The sequence below is a fragment of the Agrococcus sp. ARC_14 genome (assembly GCF_022436485.1).
Lineage (GTDB): Bacteria > Actinomycetota > Actinomycetes > Actinomycetales > Microbacteriaceae > Agrococcus.
In genome coordinates, this window is record NZ_JAKUDO010000002.1 from 1 (window position 1) to 22,188 (window position 22,188).

A 22,188-nucleotide genomic window follows, 5' to 3' on the forward strand; every position below is an offset into this window, starting at 1 on the left:
TACCACCGACGCCGCCGGCAGCCACGCCTTGGCCGTTTGACGCCCGTCGAGTACGAGACCATCATGACCAAGAACCTGGCCCTTGCGGCCTAACCGAAACTGTCACCTACTCGTGCAGCAGCCCCCTCTACTCGATTCCGAAGGTGGCGCTCGCGCCGCTGTTCATCGTCTGGTTCGGCATCGGCATCGACATGAAGATCATCCTGGCCGCGGTGAGCGTGTTCTTCCTCGTCTTCCTCAACACCGCAGCTGGGGTGCGGGATGTGGACCGCGGGCTGATCGACGCCGTGCGGCTGATGGGCGGCACCCGCCGCGACATCGCGCTCAAGGTGGTGCTGCCGGCATCGATGTCGGGGCTGCTCACGGGCCTCAAGGTCTCGATCCCCTACGCCCTCATCGGCGCGGTGATCGGCGAGCTCGTGGCCTCGAACCGCGGCCTCGGCTACCTCATCAATGACTCGGCGGCGCAGTTCAACACTGCGGGCGTCTTCGCAGCTGTCGCCGTGCTGACGGTGCTGGCGATGGTGCTCAACGGCCTCGTCGGCCTGCTGGCCGCGCGCGCGAACCGGTGGAAGCCGCTCGACGCGTGACCCGACGCATCCGACACACAACAATCACGCACGCAACACCGCAAACGCACGCAACACAACCAACTCAGGAGCAGTCATGACCACCACCATCACCCTTCGACGAGCAACGGCGCTCGTCGCGGCCGCGGGCGTCGTGCTCGCCGCCAGCGCATGCTCGGGCGGCACGCCCGACAGCGAGTCGCGCGTGTTGAACGTCGGCCAGATCAGCAACTCGATCGCGTTCTTCCCGCTCTACGTTGCCGAGGAGAACGGCTACTTCGAAGACGAGGATGTCGAGCTCGGCGAGCGCCCGCGCCTCGGCACGGGCGCGAAGCTCGCGGCCGCGCTCACCTCGGGCTCGATCGACATCGCGGCGGGTGTGGTCACCGATGCGCTGAACCTGCATGAGAGCGTCGACACCGCGCGCATCACTGGGGCACTCGTCACCGAGTACTACGTCGACATCATCGTGGGCGACTCGTTCGAGGGCCCGCCCGTCGACGCGCCCATCGAAGAGCGCATCGCCGCGCTCGAGGGGCAGAACATCGGCATCACCGGCCCGGGCTCGGGCACCGAGGCGCTCGTCACCTACCTGTTCGGCAGCCAGGGGCTCGACTCGGCGACCGACGCGACGCTCGTCAACCTCGGCGCCGAGGTGCCGGCGGCGCTGGGGGCACTCTCGAGCGGCCAGGTCGATGCGCTGGCGTTCTTCCAGCCGGTCGGCCAGCTGGCCGAGCAGCAGGGCGCGGGCGAGATCTACATCTCTCCGCAGCGCGGCGACGTGCCCGAGATGGCAGGCCAGTTGCACGGCGTCACCTTCAGCAACACCGAGGTGCTCGAGAACCGGCCAGAGCTCGTCGAGAGCTTCAACGCCGCGATCGATTCGGCGCTGGCCTTCATCGCCGACGACCCGGAGGGCGCGGCCGAGCTGCTCGCCGCATACCTGGGTGACACCGACCCGGCCGTGGTCGAGGCGCTGGTCGAGATCATGCCGCAGGAGATGGCATCCTCGTCGGCGATCTCGCAGTCGAGCTATGACACGGCGCTGGCCTTCCACGTGGAGTCTGGCCTGGTCGCCGAGGCGCCCGCCTTCGCCGACATCGTCTGGGAGGGCGCGGCCGAGTGAGGCTCGCGACGGCGCCGGGTCGAGCGGTCCGGCGCCGTCGCAGGCTCTGCGAGCAGCGGCCCTTTACAGTTGTCGAACACCCGAGCGGAGGTAGCCAGTGTCGACAGTCGAGTCGGGGCGCGACACCGCGCAGGTGACGGATGCCCTGCGGCGCGCGATCACCGCCGGCGAGCTGGCGCCCAACCAGCGCCTCGTCGAGGCAGACCTCATGGAGATGTACGCCGCGAGTCGCGGCGCCGTGCGGCTGGCGCTCGTGAACCTCGCGAGCGAGGGGCTCGTCGAGCGCATCCAGCACCGCGGCGCTCGGGTGCGGGCGGTCGACCTCGAGGAGGCGCTCGAGATCGTCGAGCTGCGCGCTGCGCTCGAGTCGATCTGCGCCGCACGGGCGGCCGAGCGCGCCGACGAGGCCGGGGTCGCGCGGCTGGTCGCGGTCGGCGAGCGGATGCGCGCGGCGGTCGCCGAGGGCGATGCCGAGGCCTACTCGCAGGGCAACCAGGCGCTGCACGAGACGGTCTTCGAGCTCAGCCAGATGCGTGTCGCGCCCCGCATCATCGGGCAGCTGCGGGCGCAGAACGTGCGCTACCGCATCCGCCTCGCCATGCACCACGACCGCCCGACGGTCTCGCTGCCGGAGCACCTGGCGATCATCGACGCGATCGCGGCGCACGACGCGGATGCCGCGGCCGACGCGATGCGCAGGCACCTGACGAGCGTGCTGGCGGCGACGCGGGAGTACTTCGGGTAGGTCAGGCCAGCGTTCGAACAGCCTCGTCGCACCCTGCCGCTCGCTCGATCATGAGGGCGGCGACACGGGCTGCAGCGATTGCGAGGCGAGATCATGCGCGCCCGACTGGCGCGTCCGCATCCGCCAGGCGATGAGCGCCATGTGCAGGGCGAGGCGGTCGTGCCCGCGGCCGAGATCGACCCCGAGGGCCGACTCGATGCGACGCAGGCGGTGGTAGACGTTCGTGCGGTGCACGAAGCGCTCTGCCGCGACGGCCTGCACATTGCCGGCGTGCTCCAGGAAGCTCTCGAGCGTGGCCGTGAGGTCGTCGTTCTCGGGGTCCTCGAAGAAGGCCAGCAGCTCTGCGGTCAGGTAGTGATCGTCGATGAACCGCTGCGGCAGCTGCGCCAGCCCGTGGTACTGCTCGGCGCGCTGCCACTCCACGATCTGCCCGCTCATCCCGATCCGCAAGCCAGTTCGAGCCGCGTTGCGCGCCTGCCAGATCGCTCGCGCGGGCCCCTCGGGATGCCGCACGACCGCGCTCGTGCCGATCGTCCACCGGCCGTAGAGCCCCGCATCCTGACTGCGATAGAGCAGATCCTGCACGATCGCGATGGCCCGCTCGAGCGCTTCGGCGGGCGAGTCCTGCGGGAACGGCGCGAGCAGCACGACCGCCTCGTTCTCGTGCTGCGCCGCGAGCACACGGCGCGCCGGCAGCACCTTCGACCCGCGCTGCGCCGTGCGCCACAGCGTCGCGGCCAAGTCGTGGGCGGTCGCGAAGTGCGCGCTGGCTGGCTCGACGAGCACGGCGAGGGCGATGCTCACCGAGTCGTAGTGGAAGTCGCCCTCGCCCGCGGCGACGGTGACCGCGCGCTCGACCTCGCCGATGCGATCGTCGAAGGGCGCAGCGCCGAGTCCCGACTCGCGCGAGGCGGCTTCGAACGCGTGCGCGGCATCGAGCCCGTGCACGGTCGCGTGGGCCGCAGTGGCCGCGAACTCCACCGCGCTGCGATCGGCGTCGCCGTCGAGGATCCAGAGCAGCACGCGCAGGCGGTCGACGCCGAAGATCGGCACCACCCAGAAGCCCTGCAAGCCGATCGCTTCGACCGGAGGCACGTGGATGGGTCCACGGTGTCCAGAAGGAATCCGCACGCGAGGCGAGAGGTCGGGTCGCAGGCTCCGCGCGTGGCCATCGACGGGCACGAGCTCGCTGCGTGCGAGCGAGCGCAGCCGCGCGTCCGTGATCTCCACCGGGACCTCGAGCGAGGTGCCGATCGCCTCGGCGAGCTCGTGCAGCAGCTTGCGGTGCGCGGCCTCGAGTCGGAGCGCCCCCATGGCAGCACCTCCGCTCTCGCTGGACCCTGTCGACACAGACAGGTTCCCGCCACACTACGCATCATTCGAAGTCGGGCACGTTGCAATCAGATAACGCCCGCCCGGCTTCGCGCGGTGTGCGGTGACGTCGCTACAGATGTCGCGTGACTGCCTCGCTCGGTCTGCTTAGCGTGACCACGACGCATCGATTCGACGGTGCGCAGCAGGTGACGCGAGGAGGCGGCGATGCTCGGAAGCTCGTCATCCCGTGCTCGGCCCGAGGCCGGCACAGCCTCCGTCGCGCTCGGGGTCATCACCGAGGATCTCCAGGCAGCCGTGAGCGTCGCAGGACGACTGCAGCAGCGGGGTCTGCGCGTCGAGGTCGTCGACGATCCGTCAACCGTGCCGATGCCCGGGCTGCATGCCATCGTCGTCGACCTGCAGGCGCAGGATCGATTGGAGGACGCCACGGATCTGGCGGAGCAGTGGACCCGGTGGCTGCGCGTCCGCGGCTGCTTGCGCGTCGAGCAGCGCGTCGACTCGGCCTTCCGCGGTACACCCGCGGATGTTCACCGCGGAGTGCTGCGGGGCGCCGGCGCCCGCGATCCCATCGTGGCGGTCATCACCGGCTACCCGACCGCCGGGCGCATCTGCGTCGAGGGCGAGCAGCGCGTGCATCGCCACGGTCAGGGTGTCGAGGTGATCCCGGTGGCCGAGCGGCTCGAGCTCGAGGGCGAGCCGTTCGTGGTCTCGGTCGATGCGCTCACACTCGGCAGCGAGTCGGCGGCGCTTGAGGTCGAGCGCGCGATCGCGGCTGGCCACCGCACGCTCATCTTCGATGCAGCGAACGAGGGACACCTCGAGGCCGCTGCCGGCGTCGTGCATCGGATCGAGGCGCAGCACGAGGTGGTCGCGGTCTCCAGCGGCGGCTGGCTGCGCTGCCACCCGGCGCTCGACGCTGACGGCTTCGTCGTCGTCGCCGCCACGGGTGCCGCGACGCTCGACCGGCAGCAGCTCGCCCGCGTCGCCGATGTCTACGGTCCCGCGGCTCGCGTGACCACCACAGCAGCGCTGCTGCGAGAGACGGATGCGATGCTGCTGGAGACGGTGGCCCAGCACCGCGTCGTGGTCATCCAAGCGCCGGAGCGCACCGGCGACGACCCGTTGCTCGCGGCCGACGACATCGCCGCGGCCGTGCGACGGCTGCTCGACGTCAGCACCCGCGGCGATCACCCGGCGCTCGGGGTGGTCGTGAGCGGCGGTGTGAGCTCGGGCAGGACGATCCGTGCGCTCGACGCCGTTGCGTTGAAGCCCGGCAACGAGCTCGAGCCGCTCTGTCCCGTCGTGCGCCTGACGGGCGGGCCCTTCGCCAACCTCGCGATCATCACGAAGGCCTCGAGCATCGGCGCTCCCGACACGCTCGTGCGACTCGTGCGCCGCCTCACCGGATCCTGAGCCGCTCGCTCATCGAGCCCCCTGCACCCCATCCGCATCGATCGAGAAGGAAACCATGACCCTCTTCGAGACAGACAAGTCCGCGCTCGTCATCATCGACATGCAGGGCGCCGTGCGGCGCCATGCCGCAGCACCGCATGACGCCGACACGGTGATCACCCGCGTCGCAAGCCTCGTCGACGCCGCTCGCGAGGGCGGTGCGCTCGTGGTCTACGTGCGCACGAGCTTCCTCCCCGACGAGTCAGACTCCCTGACGCTGGTCAAGCGCGTGGACGTCGAGCGGCGCGCGCCTCACCGGTGGGACGGCTGGGACCAGCTCGTCGACGAGATGCAGCCGCTGCCCACCGAGCCCGTCGTCATCAAGCGCTCGTGGAACGCGTTCTACGGCTCCGACCTGGATCTGCAGCTGCGCAGGCACGGGATCGAGACCGTCGTGATGTGCGGCATCTCGACGAGCTTCGGCGTGGAGGGCACCGCACGCTCGGCGTACGACCACGGCTACGAGCTGGTGTTCGTCGAGGACGCGATGGCGTCGCAGACGACCGAGCAGCACGAGTTCGCCGTTCGCGAGGTGTTCCCGCAGATCGGCCGGGTTCGCGACGTCGCGGCCGTCACCGAGACCTTCCGCGCAAGCGCACAGACCGCTGCCTGAGCGCGGCAGACCAGGACAGGACAGGATCATGACTGAGACAGCGACCACCCGCGCGATCTTCGACGACCGCTTCGGCTCGAGCGAGCGCTTCACGACCATCACGGGCATCACGAAGGCGGCTCGACACCACCTCTCCGACTCCGCCTGGGACTACCTCTGGACGGGCACGGGCTCCGAGACCTCCGTCGCTCGCAACCAGTCGAAGTTCGACGAGCTGCTGTGGGAGGTGCCGCTCTTCGCCGGCGTCAGCAACCCCGACACCTCGACGAGCGTGTTCGGCTACGACCTGTCGATGCCGCTGTTCACGGCGCCGTTCGGCCAAGAGGCGACGTTCCACTCCGACGGGCACCCGGGCATCGGCCGCGCGGCCGAGCGCGCGGGCATCCAGCAGATGGTGCCCGTCGCCGCTTCCTACCGTCTCGAGGACGTCGCGGCGGCGTCGAACGCCGCGCACTTCTACCAGATGACCCTCGTCGGAGACGACGAGCTCGTGCTGGCGATGATGCAGCGGGCGAAGGACGCCGGCTACACCCACATCATCGCGACCTACTCGCCCATCCGGCAGTGGCGCGAGCGACTGATCGAGAACCGCTTCTCGTCACGCACCACCGGTGACAACATCAACTTCGGCGAGAACGGCTCCGACCCTGCCGGACTCCAGGAGCTGATCGCGTTCACGAAGCCGCGCTACACGTGGGCCGACGCGGCGCGGATCATCGAGAAGGCGCCGCTGCCCGTGATCATCAAGGGCATCCACAGCGCCGCCGACGCCATCGCCGCGCGCGACGCGGGTGCCGTCGGCCTCTACGTCTCGAACTACGGCGGTCGCACGATCGACCGCACGCCGTCGACCATCGAGGTGCTCCCCGAGATCCGCAAGGCGGTGCCCGAGCTGCCCATCGTGCTCGACTCCGGCATCCGTCGCGGCAGCGACATCGCTGCGGCCGTCGCACTGGGCGCCGACGCCGTCGCCATCGGCAGGCTGACGGCGCTCGGCCTCGCTGCGGACGGCGAGGAGGGCGTGCTGCGCGTGATCGAGATCCTCAAGCAGGAGCTCTGGATGACGCTCGGGCATCTGGGCTGCTCGTCGATCGCAGACCTCGGCCCCCACGTCTTCCACCACAACCCCTTCGCTGCCTGACGCACCACCCCACGAAAGCGAGCACATCATGAAGCTGAGAACCACGGGAATCGCGGTGGCCGCTGCCGCAGCGCTGCTGCTCACCGCCTGCGCGCCTGGAGGCGATGCCGGTGGTCAGGCCGGCGGCGACGCCCCGGCCGCAGGCCAGGTCACGGGTGACCTCAACACGGTCAACACCGCCGAGGTCGAGCCGGGCGGCGAGATCACGATGGCGATCGAGAAGACGATCCAGAACTGGAACACCCTCTCGGCCGCCGGCGACATCTCGGAAGCGGTGTGGGTGACGGGCGCGCTGTACCCGAGCGCGTTCGTGATCCAGCCCGACGGGTCGACGCTCGAGATGAACGACGACCTCCTCGCGAGCGCAGAGGTCGTCAGCCAGGATCCGACGGTGGTGGAGTACGTCATCAACGAGGATGCGGTGTGGTCGGACGGCGTGCCGATCACGGGCGATGACTTCATCCTGCAGTGGCAGATGCTCAACGGACGCGACTGCCCCGACTGCGCGGCGGGTCGGAGCGACGGCCTGGATCAGGTCGAGTCGATCGAGCAGTCGGAGGACGGCCGCACGGTGACCGCCACCCACGCGGGCAACTTCTCGGAGTGGCAGCGCGAATTCAATCGGCTGCTGCCCGCGCATCTGGCCGAGGCGAACGGCGGCTTGTACGAGTCGTTCAGCGACTACTTCGTCAACACCGTGCCTGTGTTCTCGGGCGGCCCGTACATCATCACGGACTTCCAGCCGGGGATCCAGATCGTGCTCGAGCCGAACTCCGAATGGTACGGCGAGGCACCGAATCTCGAGCGCGTCACGATCTCGATGATCACCGACACGCAGCAGACGCCGATCGCGATGCAGAACGGCGAGATCGACGTGATGTACCCGCAGCCGCAGGTCGATCTGCTCCAGCAGGTGCAGAGCATGGCGCAGCAGGGGGTGAGCTACCAGATGAACCAGTCGCTCGTGATGGAGGCGCTCGTCTTCAACCACTCGAACTCGTTCCTGTCGGATCTGCCGCTGCGGCAGGCGATCGCGACCGCGATCGACAAGCAGAGCATCATCGACCGCACGGTGGGCCAGTTCGACGAATCGGTGACGCCGCTCGGCAGCGCGATGATCATGCAGCAGCAGACCGGATACGAGAACCACACCGATCCGCTCAACTACGGCCTCGGCGACACGGAGGCGGCGGCCGCGATCCTGGAGGAGGCGGGCTACACGGTCGTCGACGGCAGGCTCGTGACTCCCGAGGGCGAGCAGGTCCCCGCCCTGCGTGCGGTGTACTCGGTCGGCAACGCCGTGCGGGAGTCCGCGATGCAGGTCATCGAGGCAGCCGTGGCACCGCTGGGCATCACGCTGGCGCTCGAGACGACGGACTCGCTCGGCGACACCATGTCGAGCATCGAGCCCTACGGCCACGACATCGTGCTCGTCGGCTACACAGGCTCGCCGTTCCTCGCGTCGAACGCCCATGACCGCTACACCACGGGAACGGGCGACAACCCGCACTACTCCAACCCGGAGGTCGACGCGCTCGTGGACGGCGCGCTCGCGGCGACGTCGCAGGAGGAGGCCATCGAGCTCATCGGCCAGGCCGACGAGCTGTTCGTGCACGATCTCCTGCTGCTGCCGATGTACCAGAAGTCGACGTTGATCGCCTATCCGAGCAACCTCGGCAACGTTCGCGACAACCCGACCCTCAGCGGTCCGCTCTACAACCTCCACGAGTGGGGATTCACCGGGCAGTGATCGCCGCGTGATGCGGTGCGCGGCACTGCGGCCCGGTGCGGGGAGTGATCTCCGCACCGGGCACGCGCAAGCAGACGGAGGAGGAGGGCCATGCTGAGGTACGCGCTCAAGCGCATCGCGATCGCGGTGCCGATGATCATCATCGCGTCGTTCGCGATGTTCATGATGGTGGCGCTGTCAGGCGACCCGATGTCGCGGTTCCGCTCGATGGATCCGCCCCCGCCACAAGAGGCGCTGGATCGGCTCGAGCGTGAGCTCGGTCTCGACGAGCCGGTGCTCATGCGGTACTGGACCTGGATCACCGGCATCTTCCGCGGTGAGTTCGGCGGGTCCGTGCAGAACGTGGACATCGGTGCCGAGCTCGGTGCACGGATGGTCGTGAGCTTCCGACTCATCATCATCGCCGTGCTCGTCGCCGCCGTGATCGCGATCGTCGTGGGCGTCATCAGCGCGATGCGCCAGAGCGGCCCGCTCGACGTCACGCTCAGCGTCATCGTGTTCGTCGCCCTCGCGATCCCGGTCTTCTGGATCGGGGTGCTGCTGAAGTACGCCGCCATCGAGGTCAACACGGCAGCGGGCGCCACCATCTTCTACACCGTGGGAGACGGCGCCTCCACCGGGGCCACGGGGCTGCAGCTCGCTGGCTTCATCGCCCTTCCGACCGTCGTGCTCGTCATCAACCAGTTCGCCTCCTGGAGTCGCTACGTGCGCTCGTCGATGATCGAGGTGCTCAGCGCCGACTACATGCGCCTCGCTCGGGCGAAGGGCCTCACGAAGGGCCGGGCAGTGGTGCGGCACGGCCTGCGCAACGCGCTCATGCCGTTCGTGACCGTCATCGCCCTCGACTTCAGCGCGCTCGTCGGCGGCGCGATCGTGACCGAGAGCATCTTCCAGTGGCGGGGCATGGGCGACCTGCTGCTCAACGGCATCCGCAACCTCGACGTCAACGTCGTCATGGCATGGCTGCTGGTGTTCGCGACCGCGACGATCCTGCTCAACCTGCTCGCCGATCTGCTCTACGGCGTGCTCGACCCCCGCATCCGCACCGCCTGAGGAGTCGCATGATCCCCGCTTCCCCCACCGCGCGCGACGCCGTCGTCGGTCCTCGGCCATCGAGTCAGCGCCGGTTCCCCGCGCTCCGCCGGTTCCTGCGGAACCCCACGAGCGTCATCGCGCTCGCGGTGTTCGTGCTCGTGCTGCTGTTCGCCTTCGTCGGGCCGCTCGTGTGGCCCTACCGCTACGACGTCTACACCGACGACATCTCGCAGGCGCCCTCGCTCGCCCACCCCTTCGGCACCGACAGCACCGGCTTCGACACCATGTCGCAGATCATGCGAGGGACGCAGCGCTCGGTGCTGATCGCACTGGTCGTCGCGATCTCGGCGACGGTGGTCGGCTCGATCATCGGTGCGATCGCCGGCTACTTCCGTGGGTTCACCGACGGCGCGATCATGCGGGTCATCGACGTCATCCTCGTGTTCCCATCGATCGCGGTCGCCGCCGTGCTCGCCTACCTGTCGACAGGCAGCGAGACAAGCTGGGTGACCATCGCGGCCGTGCTCGCCTTCCTCGCGTGGCCCGTCGTCGCGCGCATCGTGCGGGCGACCGTCATGTCGCTCGCGACCTCGGAGTACGTGCTCGCAGCGCGCGGCCTGGGTGTCAGCCACTTCGGCATCATCGTGCGCCACCTCATCCCCAACGCCATGGGCACCATCACCGTCGCCGTCACGGTGCTGACTGCGACGGCGATCCTTTCGGAGACAGCGCTCTCCTATCTCGGCTTCGGCGTGCAAGCGCCCGACACCTCGCTCGGTCTGCTCGTCGCCACATCGCAGAGCGCCGTCATGACGCGGCCGTGGCTGTTCTACTTCCCAGGACTGTTCATCGTGATCATCGCGCTGTGCGCATCCTTCATCGGCGACGGCATCCGCCATGCGCTCGATCCCCGCCAGTCGACAAGGAGGTCAGCATGACGATCACCGTTCACGAGCAGGCGAGCCAGCTCGCGACCGCGCCGCTGCTCGAGGTGCGCGACCTGCATGTGCGCTTCGGCGGCATCCGTGCCGTGCGCGGCGTCTCCTTCGACCTGCGACGCGGCGAGGTGCTCGGCATCGTCGGCGAGTCGGGCTCGGGCAAGTCCGTGACCTCCAACGCGATCATGGGGCTGCACCCCGACCACACGACGATCACAGGCTCCATCAGGTTCGAAGGGCAGGAGCTCATCGGACTGCACGATCGTGCGATGTCGAAGCTGCGCGGCGCACGGATCTCCATGGTGTTCCAGGACCCGATGAGCTCGCTGAACCCCGTGCTCACGGTGGGGGCGCAGCTGATCGAGGCGATCCGCATCCACCGCGACGTCCCGAAGGCGGAAGCCCGGCGCGAGGCGATCGAGCTGCTGGGCGTCGTCGGCATGCCCGACGCCGAGCACCGCATCGACCACTACCCGCACGAGTTCTCCGGCGGCATGCGGCAGCGGGCCGTGATCGCGATCGCCATGGCGAACCGGCCAGACGTCATCATCGCCGATGAGCCCACGACCGCGCTCGACGTCACGGTGCAGGCGCAGGTGCTCGAAGCGCTCGACCAGGCGCGCAAGCACGTGAACGCGGCGCTCATCCTCGTCACCCACGACATGGGCGTCATCGCGGGCCACGCCGACCGCGTGCTGGTGATGTACGGCGGCAGGGTCGTCGAGCGCGGCGACATCGACCAGGTCTTCGAGCACTCGCGGATGCCCTACACGCGCGGCCTGCTGGCGTCGATCCCGCGCATCGATCAGCGCGACGCACCGCTGATCCCCATCCCTGGAGCGCCACCGAGCCCGGCGAGCCTCACCGGGCGGGCGTGCCCCTTCGCCGACCGCTGCGCCTTCGCGCGGGACACCTGCCGAGAGAAGGAGCCGGAGCTGCTGGTGATCGACGCGGCCGTCGCCGAGCTCGATGGCGCGCAGCAGCTCAGCACCCACGCGGCGGCATGTCACTTCGCGCGGCAGCCCGAGATCGTTCGCGCACCGTTGCCGAGCGTGCCCGAGCCCGTCGTCGTCGTCGAGCGCGACGCCCAGGTGCTGCTCGAGGTCGATGACCTCGTGCAGCGCTATGACCGGAAGGATCGGGCCGGCAAGCGCACGAGTGTGCTCGCGGTCGACGGCGTCTCCTTCACGATCCGAGAAGGCGAGACGCTCGGCCTCGTCGGTGAGTCGGGATGCGGCAAGTCGTCCGCCGCGCGGGCCATCACGCGCCTGCAGACCATGACCTCGGGCACCGTCAGCGTGCGGGGGAGCGACCTCGCGTCGGCGCGCGGCCGGGCGCTCACCGCGATGCGACGCCAGATCCAGATGGTGTTCCAGGATCCGTTCTCGTCGCTCGACCCCCGCATGTCGGTCGCCGATCTCATCGGCGAAGCGCTCGCGCTCGCACGCGTCGATCGGAAGGACCGCCCGGCGCGGGTCGCGCAGCTGCTGCGCGACGTCGGCCTCGCTGAGGAGATGGCTGAGCGGTATCCGCACGAGTTCTCGGGAGGCCAGCGGCAGCGCATCGGCATCGCACGGGCGCTCGCGACGGACCCCGACGTGATCGTGCTCGACGAGCCGGTCTCCGCCCTCGACGTCTCCGTGCAGGCCGGCATCGTGAACCTGCTCTCCCGCATCCAGGCGGAGCGCGGGCTCGGCTACCTCTTCGTGGCGCACGACCTCGCGGTCGTCGCGCACATCTCCGACCGGATCGCCGTCATGTACCTCGGCCGCATCGTCGAGATCGGCACGCGAGACGAGGTCTTCGATGACCCCGCGCATCCGTACACGAAGGCGCTGCTCTCGGCCATCCCCATCCCCGATCCCAAGGTCGAGCGCGCGCGCGAGGCGATCACGCTCACGGGCGACATGCCATCGCCGAGCGACCGCCCCTCCGGGTGCGCGTTCCGGGCTCGGTGCCCGATCTTCGCGACGCTCCTCGACGACGAGCGCCGCGAGCGGTGCGTGTCCCAGGATCCGAGGCTCGAGCCGACGTCGTCGAGCCGGGACGCCGCCTGCCACTTCCCCGAGCTCACACGAGAGCTGCAGCACGCGTGAAGGTCGTCGTGATCGGAGCAGGGTCGATCGGGAGCCACGTCGCGTTCCGGCTGCTCGAGCAGGGCGCAGAGGTCGAGCTGCTCGACGCGAGCGAGCCCGGTCGAGGCACCTCGTCGTCATCGATCGCGTGGCTGTCGAGCTATCCCCAGATGTCGTGGCGCGAGGAGCCAGGCAGAGCGAAGCTGCGCGCGGGGGTGCACGGGATGTTCGAGCGACTGCAGCTCGAGGTGCCGGGCGACTACGTGCACTGGTCGGGCACGCTCATGTGGGGCTATCGCCACGAGCGCGAAGAGCTGCAGCGCTCGGCCGCGGTGGTGCGCGAGAAGGGCATCGATGTGCGGGAGCTCAGCGCCGATGAGGCTCGCGCGCTCGCACCCGGCCTGCGCCTGCTCGACGACGAGGTCGTGTTCAACGAGACGGGCTCCGGATGGGTCGATGGGCCGGCGGTCGTGCGAGCGCTCGTCGCATCGATCGAGTCTCGCGGCGGCCGCGTCCGCCGCGATGCCCAGGTGGTCGGATTCGAGCGGGCGGGGGAGCGCCTCGTCGCTGCGCGACTGCAGGACGGCACGCGCGTCGAGGGCGACGTCTTCGTCAACGCCGCTGGCAGCTGGGCGAGCCACATCGCCGCGATGGCGGATCTCGCCATCCCGCTCGACCTCATCCCGGGCAGGCTCGTCTACACGCAGCCGATCGCCACCGTCACGCACGTCATCAACGGCCCCGAGTGGTGCGCGCGGCCGGACCCCTCGGGTGGCCTCGCCGTGCACTGGCGCGGCGGTCCGCAGGATGCGACGCACGGGGCGAACGCACGGTCGGCGCAGGAGCTCGTCGATGAGATCGCCACCGCGCTGCCCGAGCTGGCTGGAACGGCGCCGGTGCGCAGCTCGATCGGCATCCGCGCGATCCCTCCCGGCGGGCCGGTCGTCGGGGCCGTGCCATGGTTGCGCAACCTGTACTTCACCGTCTCGCACGGGGGCATCGGCTGGGGACCGATGTGGGGGTGGATGGCTGCCCGCGAGCTGCTGGGCGGCGAGGATGTGTGGGAGCTCTCGGCGATGCGGCCCGAGCGCTTCTATCTGGAGCCCATCGCGATCGGCCGCTACGCCGATGACGTCGAGCAGGTCGCGCGGTAGGGAGTCGCGTCGGCGGTCGCAGCACCTGTGCGATGCGGCCGCCGATGCGGCGCGATGAGAAGGCCCTGCCAGGGCGAGGAGGATGGAGCGTCGTGGACCATGAGGATGCCGGCATGACCGACGGGCGCACCGGTGTCGTGCCGGAAGGGCGCACGCCGCGGGCGCCCGGGCGCACGGCTCGTGTCGCCCCCGGCCTGCTGGTGGCGGGTGCGGCTGCGCTCATCGCGTGGGGCCTGCATGCTGCGCTGCCCGCCGTGCCGCTCCTCACCGCCGCCGTCGTGCTGGGCATCGTCGTCGCGCAGCTGCCGGTGGCGCAACCGGCGCTCAGCGGTCGGCTGAAGCCCGGTCTCGGTCTGGCGGCGAAGCGCTGCATGCGCATCGGCATCGTGCTGCTCGGTCTGCAGCTCAGCCTGCTCGACATCGCTGCGCTGGGCTGGGTGGCCATCGCCGCCGTCGTCGGAGTGCTGCTCGTGACCTTCGTCGCGACTCTAGCCCTGGGCCGCCTCCTGAGGCTGCCGGGACACCAGCCGCTGCTGATCGCGGCCGGCTTCTCGATCTGCGGCGCCTCGGCCATCGGCGCGATGAGCCACGCAACGGGTTCCGACGATGAGGAGGCCGCGACGCCGGTGGCGCTCGTCACGCTGTGCGGCACGCTCGCCATCGTGGTGCTGCCCCTGCTGTGGCACCCGCTGGGTCTGAGCGCGCTGGAGTTCGGCCATTGGGTGGGCGCGAGCGTGCACGATGTCGGCCAGGTCGTCGCGACCGCGCAGATCGCGGGCCCAGCCGCGCTTGCTGTCGCCGTGGTCGTCAAGCTCACCCGCGTGGTGATGCTGGCGCCGATGGTGGCGGTCACGACGCTCGTCATGCGCCGACGCGGAGATGCGTCGGCGACGGGTGCGTCGCGACCGCCGATCGTCCCACTGTTCGTCGCTGGTTTCATCGCTGCGATGCTCCTGCGCTCGTTCACGCCGGTGCCGGAAGCGGTGCTCGAGATCGCGGCCGCTGTGCAGACTGCGCTGCTCGCCATGGCGCTCTTCGGCCTCGGCGCTGCCGTGCGCATCCGGTCACTGGTGCGCACCGGCTGGCGCGCGCTGCTGGTGGCGCTGCTCTCCTGGGTGCTCGTGGCCGGCCTCGCGTGGGGTGCAGTGCAGTTGGGTTGACCATCTGCACGGCAGGCGCTGGGTCGGGGCCCCGTCACCCAAGAAGGGCGGAGCCGGGTGGCTCCGCCCTTCCCGTTGCGAGACCTATGCGGCGATCTCTTCGAGCGCCTTGTTCTTCGTGCGAGGGCCGAAGCCGAGGGGGCGCGCCCCGATGCGCTGCCTGTTGAGCGTCCGACGCGGTGAGGGACGGTGCTGCCGCACCGCCCCTCACCGACCTTCAAGCAGTCATCGTCAGACCTGACACTCCGGAATGTAGAAGTACTGCGAGATCTCGGGGTCATCTGCGTTCTCGGTGGTCGCGATGATGTTCTCCAGCACGTGCGGTGTCTCGATGGACGCTTCGTCGCCGGTGAGCGCCGCATACGCGTACTGCACTGCGAGCTCACCTTCCTGGATGAAGTCCTGCACCACCAGGATGTTGATGTTGCCTGCGCGCAGCTGCTCGACGGTGCCGGGCTCAGCGTCGTAGCCTGCGACCACGATCTCCGTCGCAGCGTTTGCGACGGCATTCGCGGCACCCGTCGCCGAGTTGCCGTTGACGCCGAACACACCCGCGAGGTCATCGTGCGCAAGCATGAGCGACTGCACCTGGCTCTCGGCGGTGGCGACCACCGAACGCGAGTACTCAGGCTCGAGCAGCGTCACATTGGGGAACTGCTCCGCCATCACCTGCGTGAATCCGTCGACGCGGGCGATGTCGGTGGTCGCTCCCGGCACGCCCGAGATGATCGCGACCGTGCCTTCGCCGCCGATCGCCTCGCCGAGCGCCTCTGCAGCCGCGCCACCGCCCTGCTCGTTGTCCGACATGATCTCGGCGGTCAGGCCGCTCGTGTCCTCGAGCCCGGTGTCGACGGTGATGACCGGGATGTCGGCAGAGAGGAACTGGTCGACGGCCGGCCGCAGCGCCGACGCATCCGCCGGCACCAGCAGGAGCGCATCGGGTGAGGTCGCGAGCAGCGACTGCACGACGGGCAGCTGCTGCGCGGGATCCCACGCGTTGGCGCCCTGGAAGTCGACGGTGACGCCGAGCTCCTCTGCAGCCTGGAGAGCGCCGCAGTACATGGTCTGGTAGGCGGGGTGAGTGGTCATTCCGGGGACGAGGGCGATCGTGAGATCCTCGCCGCCCTCCGGAGCAGCCGCACCGTCGCTTCCCGCAGGGTCCGGCGCGGCCGCTCCCGAGCAGGCGACGGTCGCGAGCAGGACGAGCGCCGACGCAGTCAGCCCCACGGCCGTTCGTGCTTGGTGCTTCTTCAGCATGGTTGTTCCCTTCCTTTGGAGCGCCGTCGCTCCGCAGCCTGTTCGAGCGGCCTAGGACCGCTCGCCTGAGTACTTAATGCGGATCTGGTCGCCGTAGACCGCCACCACGGTGATGATGCCGATGGCGATCGTCTGCCAGAACGAGGCGACGCCCGCGATGATGAGTCCGATCTGCAGCGCAGACATGATGAGCGCGCCGACCATCGTGCCGAGCACGGAACCGCGTCCGCCCATGAGGCTGGCACCACCGATGACCGCTGCAGCGATCGACGACAGCTCCATGCCGGTGCCTGCCATCGTGCTGGCGCTCACGAATCGTGAGGTCAGGAGGAATCCGGCGACCGCCGCGAGGAATCCGGCGAAGATGTAGACGCGGACGATGTGCCATTCGACGCCGATGCCGACGCGTCGTGCGGCGCCCTGGTTGCTGCCGATCGCGAAGGTCCGGAGGCCGAACCGGGTCTGGGTGAGCACGATGCCGGCGACGATCGCGGTCAGGATCGTGATGAGCACGGGCACCGTGAACCATCCGGCGATCGGCGTGTTGCCGATGCCGCCGAGCTGCGGCGGCAGACCGACGATCTCGGCGCCGCCCGAGATGAGGTTCATCGTGCCCGTTGCGACGCTGAGCATGCCGAGCGTGACGATGAACGGTGTGATGCGCAGCTTCGTGATGACGAGCCCATTGATGAGGCCGGCCAGGACGCCGATGCCGAGGGTCGTGGCGAGGCCGGCGATGATGGCGAGGTTCGGGTCGCCACCGTCTGCGGAGACGGTGCGCATGACGACGGCGCCGATCACCGCTGAGCACGCCATCACCGCACCGACGGACAGGTCGATGCCGCCGGTGATGATGACGAAGGTCTGACCGATCGCGAGCAGCGCGACGACAGTGGCCGTCTGCGAGAGCGCGAGCCAGCTCGCCTTCGAGATGAAGTTCGGGGCTACTAGCCCGATGATCACGATGATCAGGAGCAGCACGAGCACGCGAGCAACATCGCCGTCACCCCTGCCGAGGAACGAGCCGAGGCGATGCAGTGGTGTGCGAGGCCCGCGGCGAAGCCCTTCATCGCTGCCGTCCAGCGTGCTGAGCATCGATGTCTCGACCGGTTCGCCCGGTCGTGTCGGCATTCGCTTGGCGTTCATCGCCCCTCCTCCAGCGCCGCACCCGTGATCCACCGGATCATGGACTCGACGCCTTCGACCTTCGGATCGAGGTCGGCGACGATGCGGCCGCGATACATGACGAGCACGCGGTCGCAGAGCTCCCGAACCTGCGGGAGGTTGTGGCTGATGAGCACGACCGGCACGTTCTGGTCGGCGACGTGGCGCACGAGCTCTCCGACTCGGTGCTGCTGCTCGACGCCGAGCGCGGCAGTCGGCTCGTCCATCAGCACGAGCTTGGAGCCCCGTGCCGTCGCGCGCGCGACCGCGATCGCCTGACGCTGGCCGCCTGAGAGCGCACTGGTGCGGGCACTGACGGAGCCGATGCGGATCCGGGTCGCCCGGAGCTCCTCCTCGGCGCTCGCGATCATCGCCTGCTTGTCGAGGAATCCCAGCGCGCCCAGCAGTCCGCTGCGGCGCTGCTCCCGGCCGAGATGCAGATTCGCCCAGATGGGCAGCTCCAGCGCGAGCGCGAGGTCCTGGTAGACGGTCTCGATGCCGAGATCACGGGCATGCGAAGGGCTGGCGAGCGTGACGGGCGCACCCTCGAACTCGACTGCTCCGTCCGTCGGCGTGACAGCGCCTGAGAGGACGCCGACCAGCGTGGACTTGCCTGCGCCGTTGTCGCCGACGAGACCCACGACCTCGCCGCGGCGCACCTCCATGTCCACACCGCGGAGTGCCTGCACGTGGCCGTAGTGCTTCGTGACGCCGTGGACGCGCAGCACGACATCCGTGCTCGTCGTCGCGTCGAGTGTGGTCATCGGGTCATCGCCTCCGAGGTCGAGGTTGGGGTCGCATGTGCAGCGGGCAGGAGCCCGCGCTCGACAGCGAGCTCGCGCGCTGCGCGGAACGCGGCCGCTCGCGCAGGGTCGGGCTCGACGCGCCCTTCGACGCGGGATCGGCCGTCGAAGCGGACCTCATCGCCGTTGGCGGATGCGCCGGCCAGTGCTGCACCGATGGGCGAGTGGTCGAGATCTGAGGAGAGCACGACGGGGAGCCCTGAGGCGTCGGCGATTGCGCGATGCCAGGTCGGGAAACGGGCGCCTCCGCCTGAGAGCACGATCTCGCGGACGGGCTCGCGCGAGTCCTGGATCGCCTGCACGGAACCGGTGAGCGAGAGCGCGACGCCGTCGACGGTGGCGCGCATCAGGTGGGCGGGCGTGTGCAGGAAGCTGAGCCCGACGAACGCGCCCTGCGGTCGGCTGTCGACCACCGGCGTGCGCGTCCCTCCGAAGTGCGGGTTGCCACTCAAGCCATCGGCGCCGGCAAGGATGTCGTCGGCGGCCTCCAGGAGGGCTGCCTCGGTCGTCGCGCCGAGCAGCAGGTCGTCTGCGAGCCAGCGAGTGGCGAGTCCTGCGGCCATCACGACGCCCATCGCGATGCGACTGCCGGGACGGGCCCCGGCGATCACATGGTGGGTGCGGCTCTGGCGCTCGAGCGAGCCGGTGTCGTTGGCGATCGGCACGAGCGCCGTGCCGCTGGAGCTGATCGCGATGGCAGCGCGGTCAGGGCTGTCGAGTCCGAGCGCGAACGCGGCCATCGCCTGATCCCCGCCGCCCGCCGCGACTGGCGTCCGAGGCGCCAGGCCTGTCGCTGCCGCTGCCGCATCGGTGACGTGTCCGCCGATCGCGAGGGTTGGCATCATCGGCGGCAGCTGACCTTCGTGGATCCCCGCGAGCTCCAGCAGCTCTGGCACTGGCGCTTCGTCGACCACCGAGAAGAGCAGCGATGCACACGCGTCCGTCGGCTCAAGTGCGAGCTGGCCGGTCAACCGGAAGCGGACCCAATCCTTGGGCTGCAGGATGCTTGCGGTGCGTGCGAGCGCCTCGGGCTCGTTCGCGGCCAGCCAGCTCAGGCTGAGACCGGCGAGCCCGGCCGCGATGGGCATGCCGCACGTGATGGACACGAAGCGATCGCCGACGGCAGACCGCCAGGCATCGATCTCCCGGCCGGTACGGGCATCGGGCCAGATGATCGCGGGCCGCACGGGGCGGTTCGAGCCGTCGACGAGGACGACCCCGTGCATCTGGCCGCTGAGGCCGATGCTGCTGGGTGCGGGCGTCGGATGCTGCGCGAGCACCGCCCGCACAGCCTCGGCTGTCGCCGACCACCACGCGTCCGGGTGCTGCTCGGCCCAGCCGATGCTCGGCCGATCGATCGGGTACGTGACCTGCGAGGTGGCCACGACGACGCCGTCGGCGGACAGGAGCGCGCACTTCACGCTCGACGTGCCCAGGTCGATGCCGAGGTGGACGGTCACTGGTCACCTCCGTTGGTGCCGACGTTCGAGACTGCGAGAGCGCTGTGAGCAGATGATGCCCGGGAAGCGCTCAGAGTGCAATCAGGTGCTCAGATGAGCAGTTGCTCTGCGGTCGTGGAATCCGTCACCAGTGTGGAGATCACGCCTGCGCGCAGGCACGCACGGATGGCCTCAACCTTCATCACCCCGCCGGCCACGGCGACGGCCTCCGGCACCCTGCGCAGCTCATCCATCGAGACGCCTACGACGCGCTGCGCGATCGCCTGGTCGACGATCTCGCCGTCAGCGTTGAGCGGTATGCCGCACAGGTCAGCGACGATGCCGGCCTCGCGAAGCTGCGCGCGGTCGTGATGCGGCAGCTCGTTGAAGAGCGACGACTGGGGTGGCTCCCATGCGCCGACGCCGAACACGGCGATCGTGAGCCGTTCGAACCGCTCGGTCACCTCGGCGAGCGACGCTTCCTGGCGAAGGTCGCTCGCCATCTCGGCGCTGCCGACCACGAACGGCGCGTGCAGCGGGTAGGCATGACCGCCGGTCCTGAGCGCGAGCCTGCGCACGATCTCGACGCCACTCAGCGTCTGCCCCACCGACCGCACGCCGCCTACGATCTGCACGACATCGGCACCCGAGGCCTCCGCACGGAAGGCGTTCGCCATCGCGGTGAGGCTCGCGCCCCACGCCATGCCCAGCACGTCCTCTGGCCCAAGGATGGCGGCCAGGTACTCGGCCGCGGAGTGTCCGATGGCGGCGGCGATCGACTCGGGGTCGGGGTACTCGCCGCGGACGACGACTGCGCGGCGAAGCCCGTGCCGCGCTGCGAGGCGGTCGGCCAGCTCGAGGTCGTCTGCTGTCGGCAGCTGGATCGAGATCTGCACGATGCCTTCGCTGCGAGCCAGGTCGAGCAGTCGTGCCACCTTGAACCTCGAGAGCCCGAGCTCCTCGGCGATCTCGTTCTTCTGCTTGTTGTCCAGGTAGTACCGCCTGGCGACACGGGCTGCCTCGACGAGCGAACCCTGTCGTCGCAGCGACTTGCCTTGCTCAATCATCGAAGCCTCCAGCTCTTTACCCTGCGGTGGCGCAAGTGTATGCTCTCCGTCACGCTCATCAGTGCATTGGCCGCTCATAAGAGCGCTGATTCTTCAACGACGCAAGGGAGACCGCCATGGCGACGGAGGTGCGGATCCCGACCACGGGCAACGCGGGGGAGGATGCAGTCCTCGTCGAGTGGCTCGTCGAGGTCGGTCAGCAGGTTGAGGCTGGCGCGACGCTGCTCACCATCGAGACCGCGAAGTCGACGGTCGACGTGGAGGCGCCGACCGGGGGCACCTTGCTGGCGCAGCGCGCGGGCGCGGGCGATGAGGTGCCCGAGTTCTCCGTCGTCGGCGTCATCGGTGCAGAGGGGGAGGCCGTAGTCGAAGCGCAGACGATGGGCGGCGAGCAGCCCGCCGAGCCTGCTCCGGAGACTCCCGAGCCGGATGACGCCGTGGCTCCCGTGCTCACAGACGGTGCCGGGCCGGGCCCCGCTCCGACCCGTCGAAGGGTCTCGGCTTCCCCACGCGCCCGGCGGATCGCTGACGAGCGCAGCGTCGATGTGGCGCAGGTCGCCGGGAGCGGACCGCTCGGGCGTGTGCTGGCGGCCGACGTCGAGCGAGCAGCGTCGACGCAGGCTCCGCCCACAGCTGCGCAACCCGCGCCCACAGTCGCACCGGCGACGTCACGGACAGGGTTGGAGTCCGTGCGAGTGGTGCCGGTGCGCGGCGCACGCAAGGTGACGGCGCAACGCATGCACGCCTCCCTGGCGGGCACGGCCCAGGTGACGCTCACGCGCTACGCAGAGGCTGATCGGATGCTCGAATGGGTCGGACGGCTGCGAGCCGCGGCAGAGGGCGACGGGGACAAGCCGCGCGTCGGCGTCAACGACGCGCTCCTGTATGTCGCCGCTCGGGTCGTCGGGGAGCATCCGGCCGCGAACTCATGGTTCTCCTGGGACGGCATCCAGCAGTTCGATCGCGTCGACCTCGGGTTCGCGGTCGACACCGATCATGGATTGTTGGTGCCGGTCATCCGCGACGCACATCTGCTCTCGATCGGGAGGCTCGCCGCGCAGGCGCGTGACGCCATCGGACGCGCGCGCAGTGGCGGCCTGCAACCCGACGAGATGGATGGCGGCACCTTCACGGTCTCGAACCTCGGGGGTCTCGGCGTGCACTGGTTCACGCCGGTGCTCAACTCGCCGCAGAGCTGCATCCTCGGCGTCGGCGCCGCGCACTGCGCCGGTGACGGCCCCACGCTGCTCCCGCTCTCCCTCACGTTCGACCACCGAGCACTCGACGGCGGCGCCGCCGCATCGCTGCTCGCCGACCTGGCCGCGGCCATCGCGCACGTCGACGTGCTCGACGCCTTCTGATCCG

Annotated in this window: 19 protein-coding genes; 13 read left to right on the forward strand and 6 right to left on the reverse strand. The window is 69.6% G+C overall.

Annotated features, from left to right (window positions below; all coding sequences use genetic code 11):
* The 3 genes from MKD51_RS13280 to MKD51_RS13290 form a co-directional block, all read left to right on the forward strand.
* A partial coding sequence (locus MKD51_RS13280; protein ID WP_277604021.1) for an ABC transporter permease occupies window positions 1-590 on the forward strand: 590 nt, incomplete at its 5' end.
* Between the two features lie 76 nt (window positions 591-666).
* Window positions 667-1,695, forward strand: coding sequence for an ABC transporter substrate-binding protein (locus tag MKD51_RS13285; protein WP_240240962.1), 1,029 nt, complete (start codon window positions 667-669; stop codon window positions 1,693-1,695).
* A gap of 97 nt (window positions 1,696-1,792) precedes the next feature.
* Window positions 1,793-2,440 carry a GntR family transcriptional regulator gene (locus tag MKD51_RS13290; RefSeq protein ID WP_240240963.1) on the forward strand — a complete coding sequence of 216 codons (648 nt, stop codon included), beginning with the start codon at window positions 1,793-1,795 and terminating at the stop codon, window positions 2,438-2,440.
* Between the two features lie 48 nt (window positions 2,441-2,488).
* On the opposite strand, the gene MKD51_RS13295 is transcribed toward MKD51_RS13290, so the two are convergent.
* The gene (locus MKD51_RS13295; protein WP_240240964.1) at window positions 2,489-3,754 is read right to left on the reverse strand and encodes a helix-turn-helix domain-containing protein; all 1,266 of its coding nucleotides are present in this window, start codon (window positions 3,752-3,754) and stop codon (window positions 2,489-2,491) included.
* 225 nt (window positions 3,755-3,979) lie between these two features.
* Between MKD51_RS13295 and MKD51_RS13300 the strand changes: the two genes are divergently transcribed.
* The 9 genes from MKD51_RS13300 (at window position 3,980) to MKD51_RS13340 (ending at window position 15,093) form a co-directional block, all read left to right on the forward strand.
* A complete protein-coding gene (locus MKD51_RS13300) occupies window positions 3,980-5,188 on the forward strand; it encodes a four-carbon acid sugar kinase family protein (protein ID WP_240240965.1) in 1,209 nt (402 codons plus the stop codon).
* A gap of 55 nt (window positions 5,189-5,243) precedes the next feature.
* Window positions 5,244-5,840, forward strand: a complete 597-nt coding sequence (locus tag MKD51_RS13305) for an isochorismatase family protein (RefSeq protein WP_240240966.1) — start codon at window positions 5,244-5,246, stop codon at window positions 5,838-5,840.
* A 28-nt stretch (window positions 5,841-5,868) separates the two neighbouring features.
* Window positions 5,869-6,981 (forward strand): alpha-hydroxy acid oxidase, encoded by a 1,113-nt coding sequence (locus MKD51_RS13310; protein WP_240240967.1) that lies wholly within the window; start codon window positions 5,869-5,871, stop codon window positions 6,979-6,981.
* A gap of 28 nt (window positions 6,982-7,009) precedes the next feature.
* Window positions 7,010-8,731, forward strand: coding sequence for an ABC transporter family substrate-binding protein (locus tag MKD51_RS13315; protein WP_240240968.1), 1,722 nt, complete (start codon window positions 7,010-7,012; stop codon window positions 8,729-8,731).
* Window positions 8,732-8,821: 90 nt separating this feature from the next.
* A complete protein-coding gene (locus MKD51_RS13320; protein WP_240240969.1) occupies window positions 8,822-9,784 on the forward strand; it encodes an ABC transporter permease in 963 nt (320 codons plus the stop codon).
* An 8-nt stretch (window positions 9,785-9,792) separates the two neighbouring features.
* Window positions 9,793-10,704, forward strand: coding sequence for an ABC transporter permease (locus MKD51_RS13325; protein WP_240240970.1), 912 nt, complete (start codon window positions 9,793-9,795; stop codon window positions 10,702-10,704).
* Window positions 10,701-12,800, forward strand: coding sequence for an ABC transporter ATP-binding protein (locus tag MKD51_RS13330; RefSeq protein ID WP_240240971.1), 2,100 nt, complete (start codon window positions 10,701-10,703; stop codon window positions 12,798-12,800). Before MKD51_RS13325 ends, MKD51_RS13330 begins: the two co-directional genes overlap by 4 nt.
* An 8-nt stretch (window positions 12,801-12,808) precedes the next feature.
* A complete protein-coding gene (locus MKD51_RS13335; RefSeq protein WP_240240972.1) occupies window positions 12,809-13,933 on the forward strand; it encodes an FAD-dependent oxidoreductase in 1,125 nt (374 codons plus the stop codon).
* A 113-nt stretch (window positions 13,934-14,046) separates the two neighbouring features.
* Window positions 14,047-15,093 (forward strand): putative sulfate exporter family transporter, encoded by a 1,047-nt coding sequence (locus tag MKD51_RS13340; RefSeq protein WP_240240973.1) that lies wholly within the window; start codon window positions 14,047-14,049, stop codon window positions 15,091-15,093.
* A gap of 231 nt (window positions 15,094-15,324) precedes the next feature.
* Here the strand turns inward: MKD51_RS13340 and MKD51_RS13345 are convergent, their stop codons facing one another.
* The 5 genes from MKD51_RS13345 to MKD51_RS13365 all read right to left on the reverse strand — a co-directional run bounded on the left by MKD51_RS13345 (window position 15,325) and on the right by MKD51_RS13365 (window position 20,823).
* Complete coding sequence (locus MKD51_RS13345) at window positions 15,325-16,350, reverse strand: ABC transporter substrate-binding protein (protein WP_240240974.1); 1,026 nt, start codon at window positions 16,348-16,350, stop codon at window positions 15,325-15,327.
* Between the two features lie 51 nt (window positions 16,351-16,401).
* Complete coding sequence (locus MKD51_RS13350) at window positions 16,402-17,496, reverse strand: ABC transporter permease (protein ID WP_240240975.1); 1,095 nt, start codon at window positions 17,494-17,496, stop codon at window positions 16,402-16,404.
* Entirely contained in the window at window positions 17,493-18,278 is a 786-nt protein-coding gene (locus MKD51_RS13355) for an ATP-binding cassette domain-containing protein (protein WP_240240976.1), read from the reverse strand. The genes MKD51_RS13350 and MKD51_RS13355 overlap by 4 nt, the downstream gene beginning before the upstream one ends.
* On the reverse strand, window positions 18,275-19,777 hold the full coding sequence (locus tag MKD51_RS16385) for an FGGY family carbohydrate kinase (protein ID WP_240240977.1): 1,503 nt from the start codon (window positions 19,775-19,777) through the stop codon (window positions 18,275-18,277). Before MKD51_RS16385 ends, MKD51_RS13355 begins: the two co-directional genes overlap by 4 nt.
* Before the next feature lie 89 nt (window positions 19,778-19,866).
* Window positions 19,867-20,823, reverse strand: coding sequence for a sugar-binding domain-containing protein (locus MKD51_RS13365; protein WP_240240978.1), 957 nt, complete (start codon window positions 20,821-20,823; stop codon window positions 19,867-19,869).
* A 116-nt stretch (window positions 20,824-20,939) separates the two neighbouring features.
* Between MKD51_RS13365 and MKD51_RS13370 the strand changes: the two genes are divergently transcribed.
* Entirely contained in the window at window positions 20,940-22,184 is a 1,245-nt protein-coding gene (locus MKD51_RS13370; protein WP_240240979.1) for a dihydrolipoamide acetyltransferase family protein, read from the forward strand.
* Window positions 22,185-22,188: the final 4 nt, after the last annotated feature.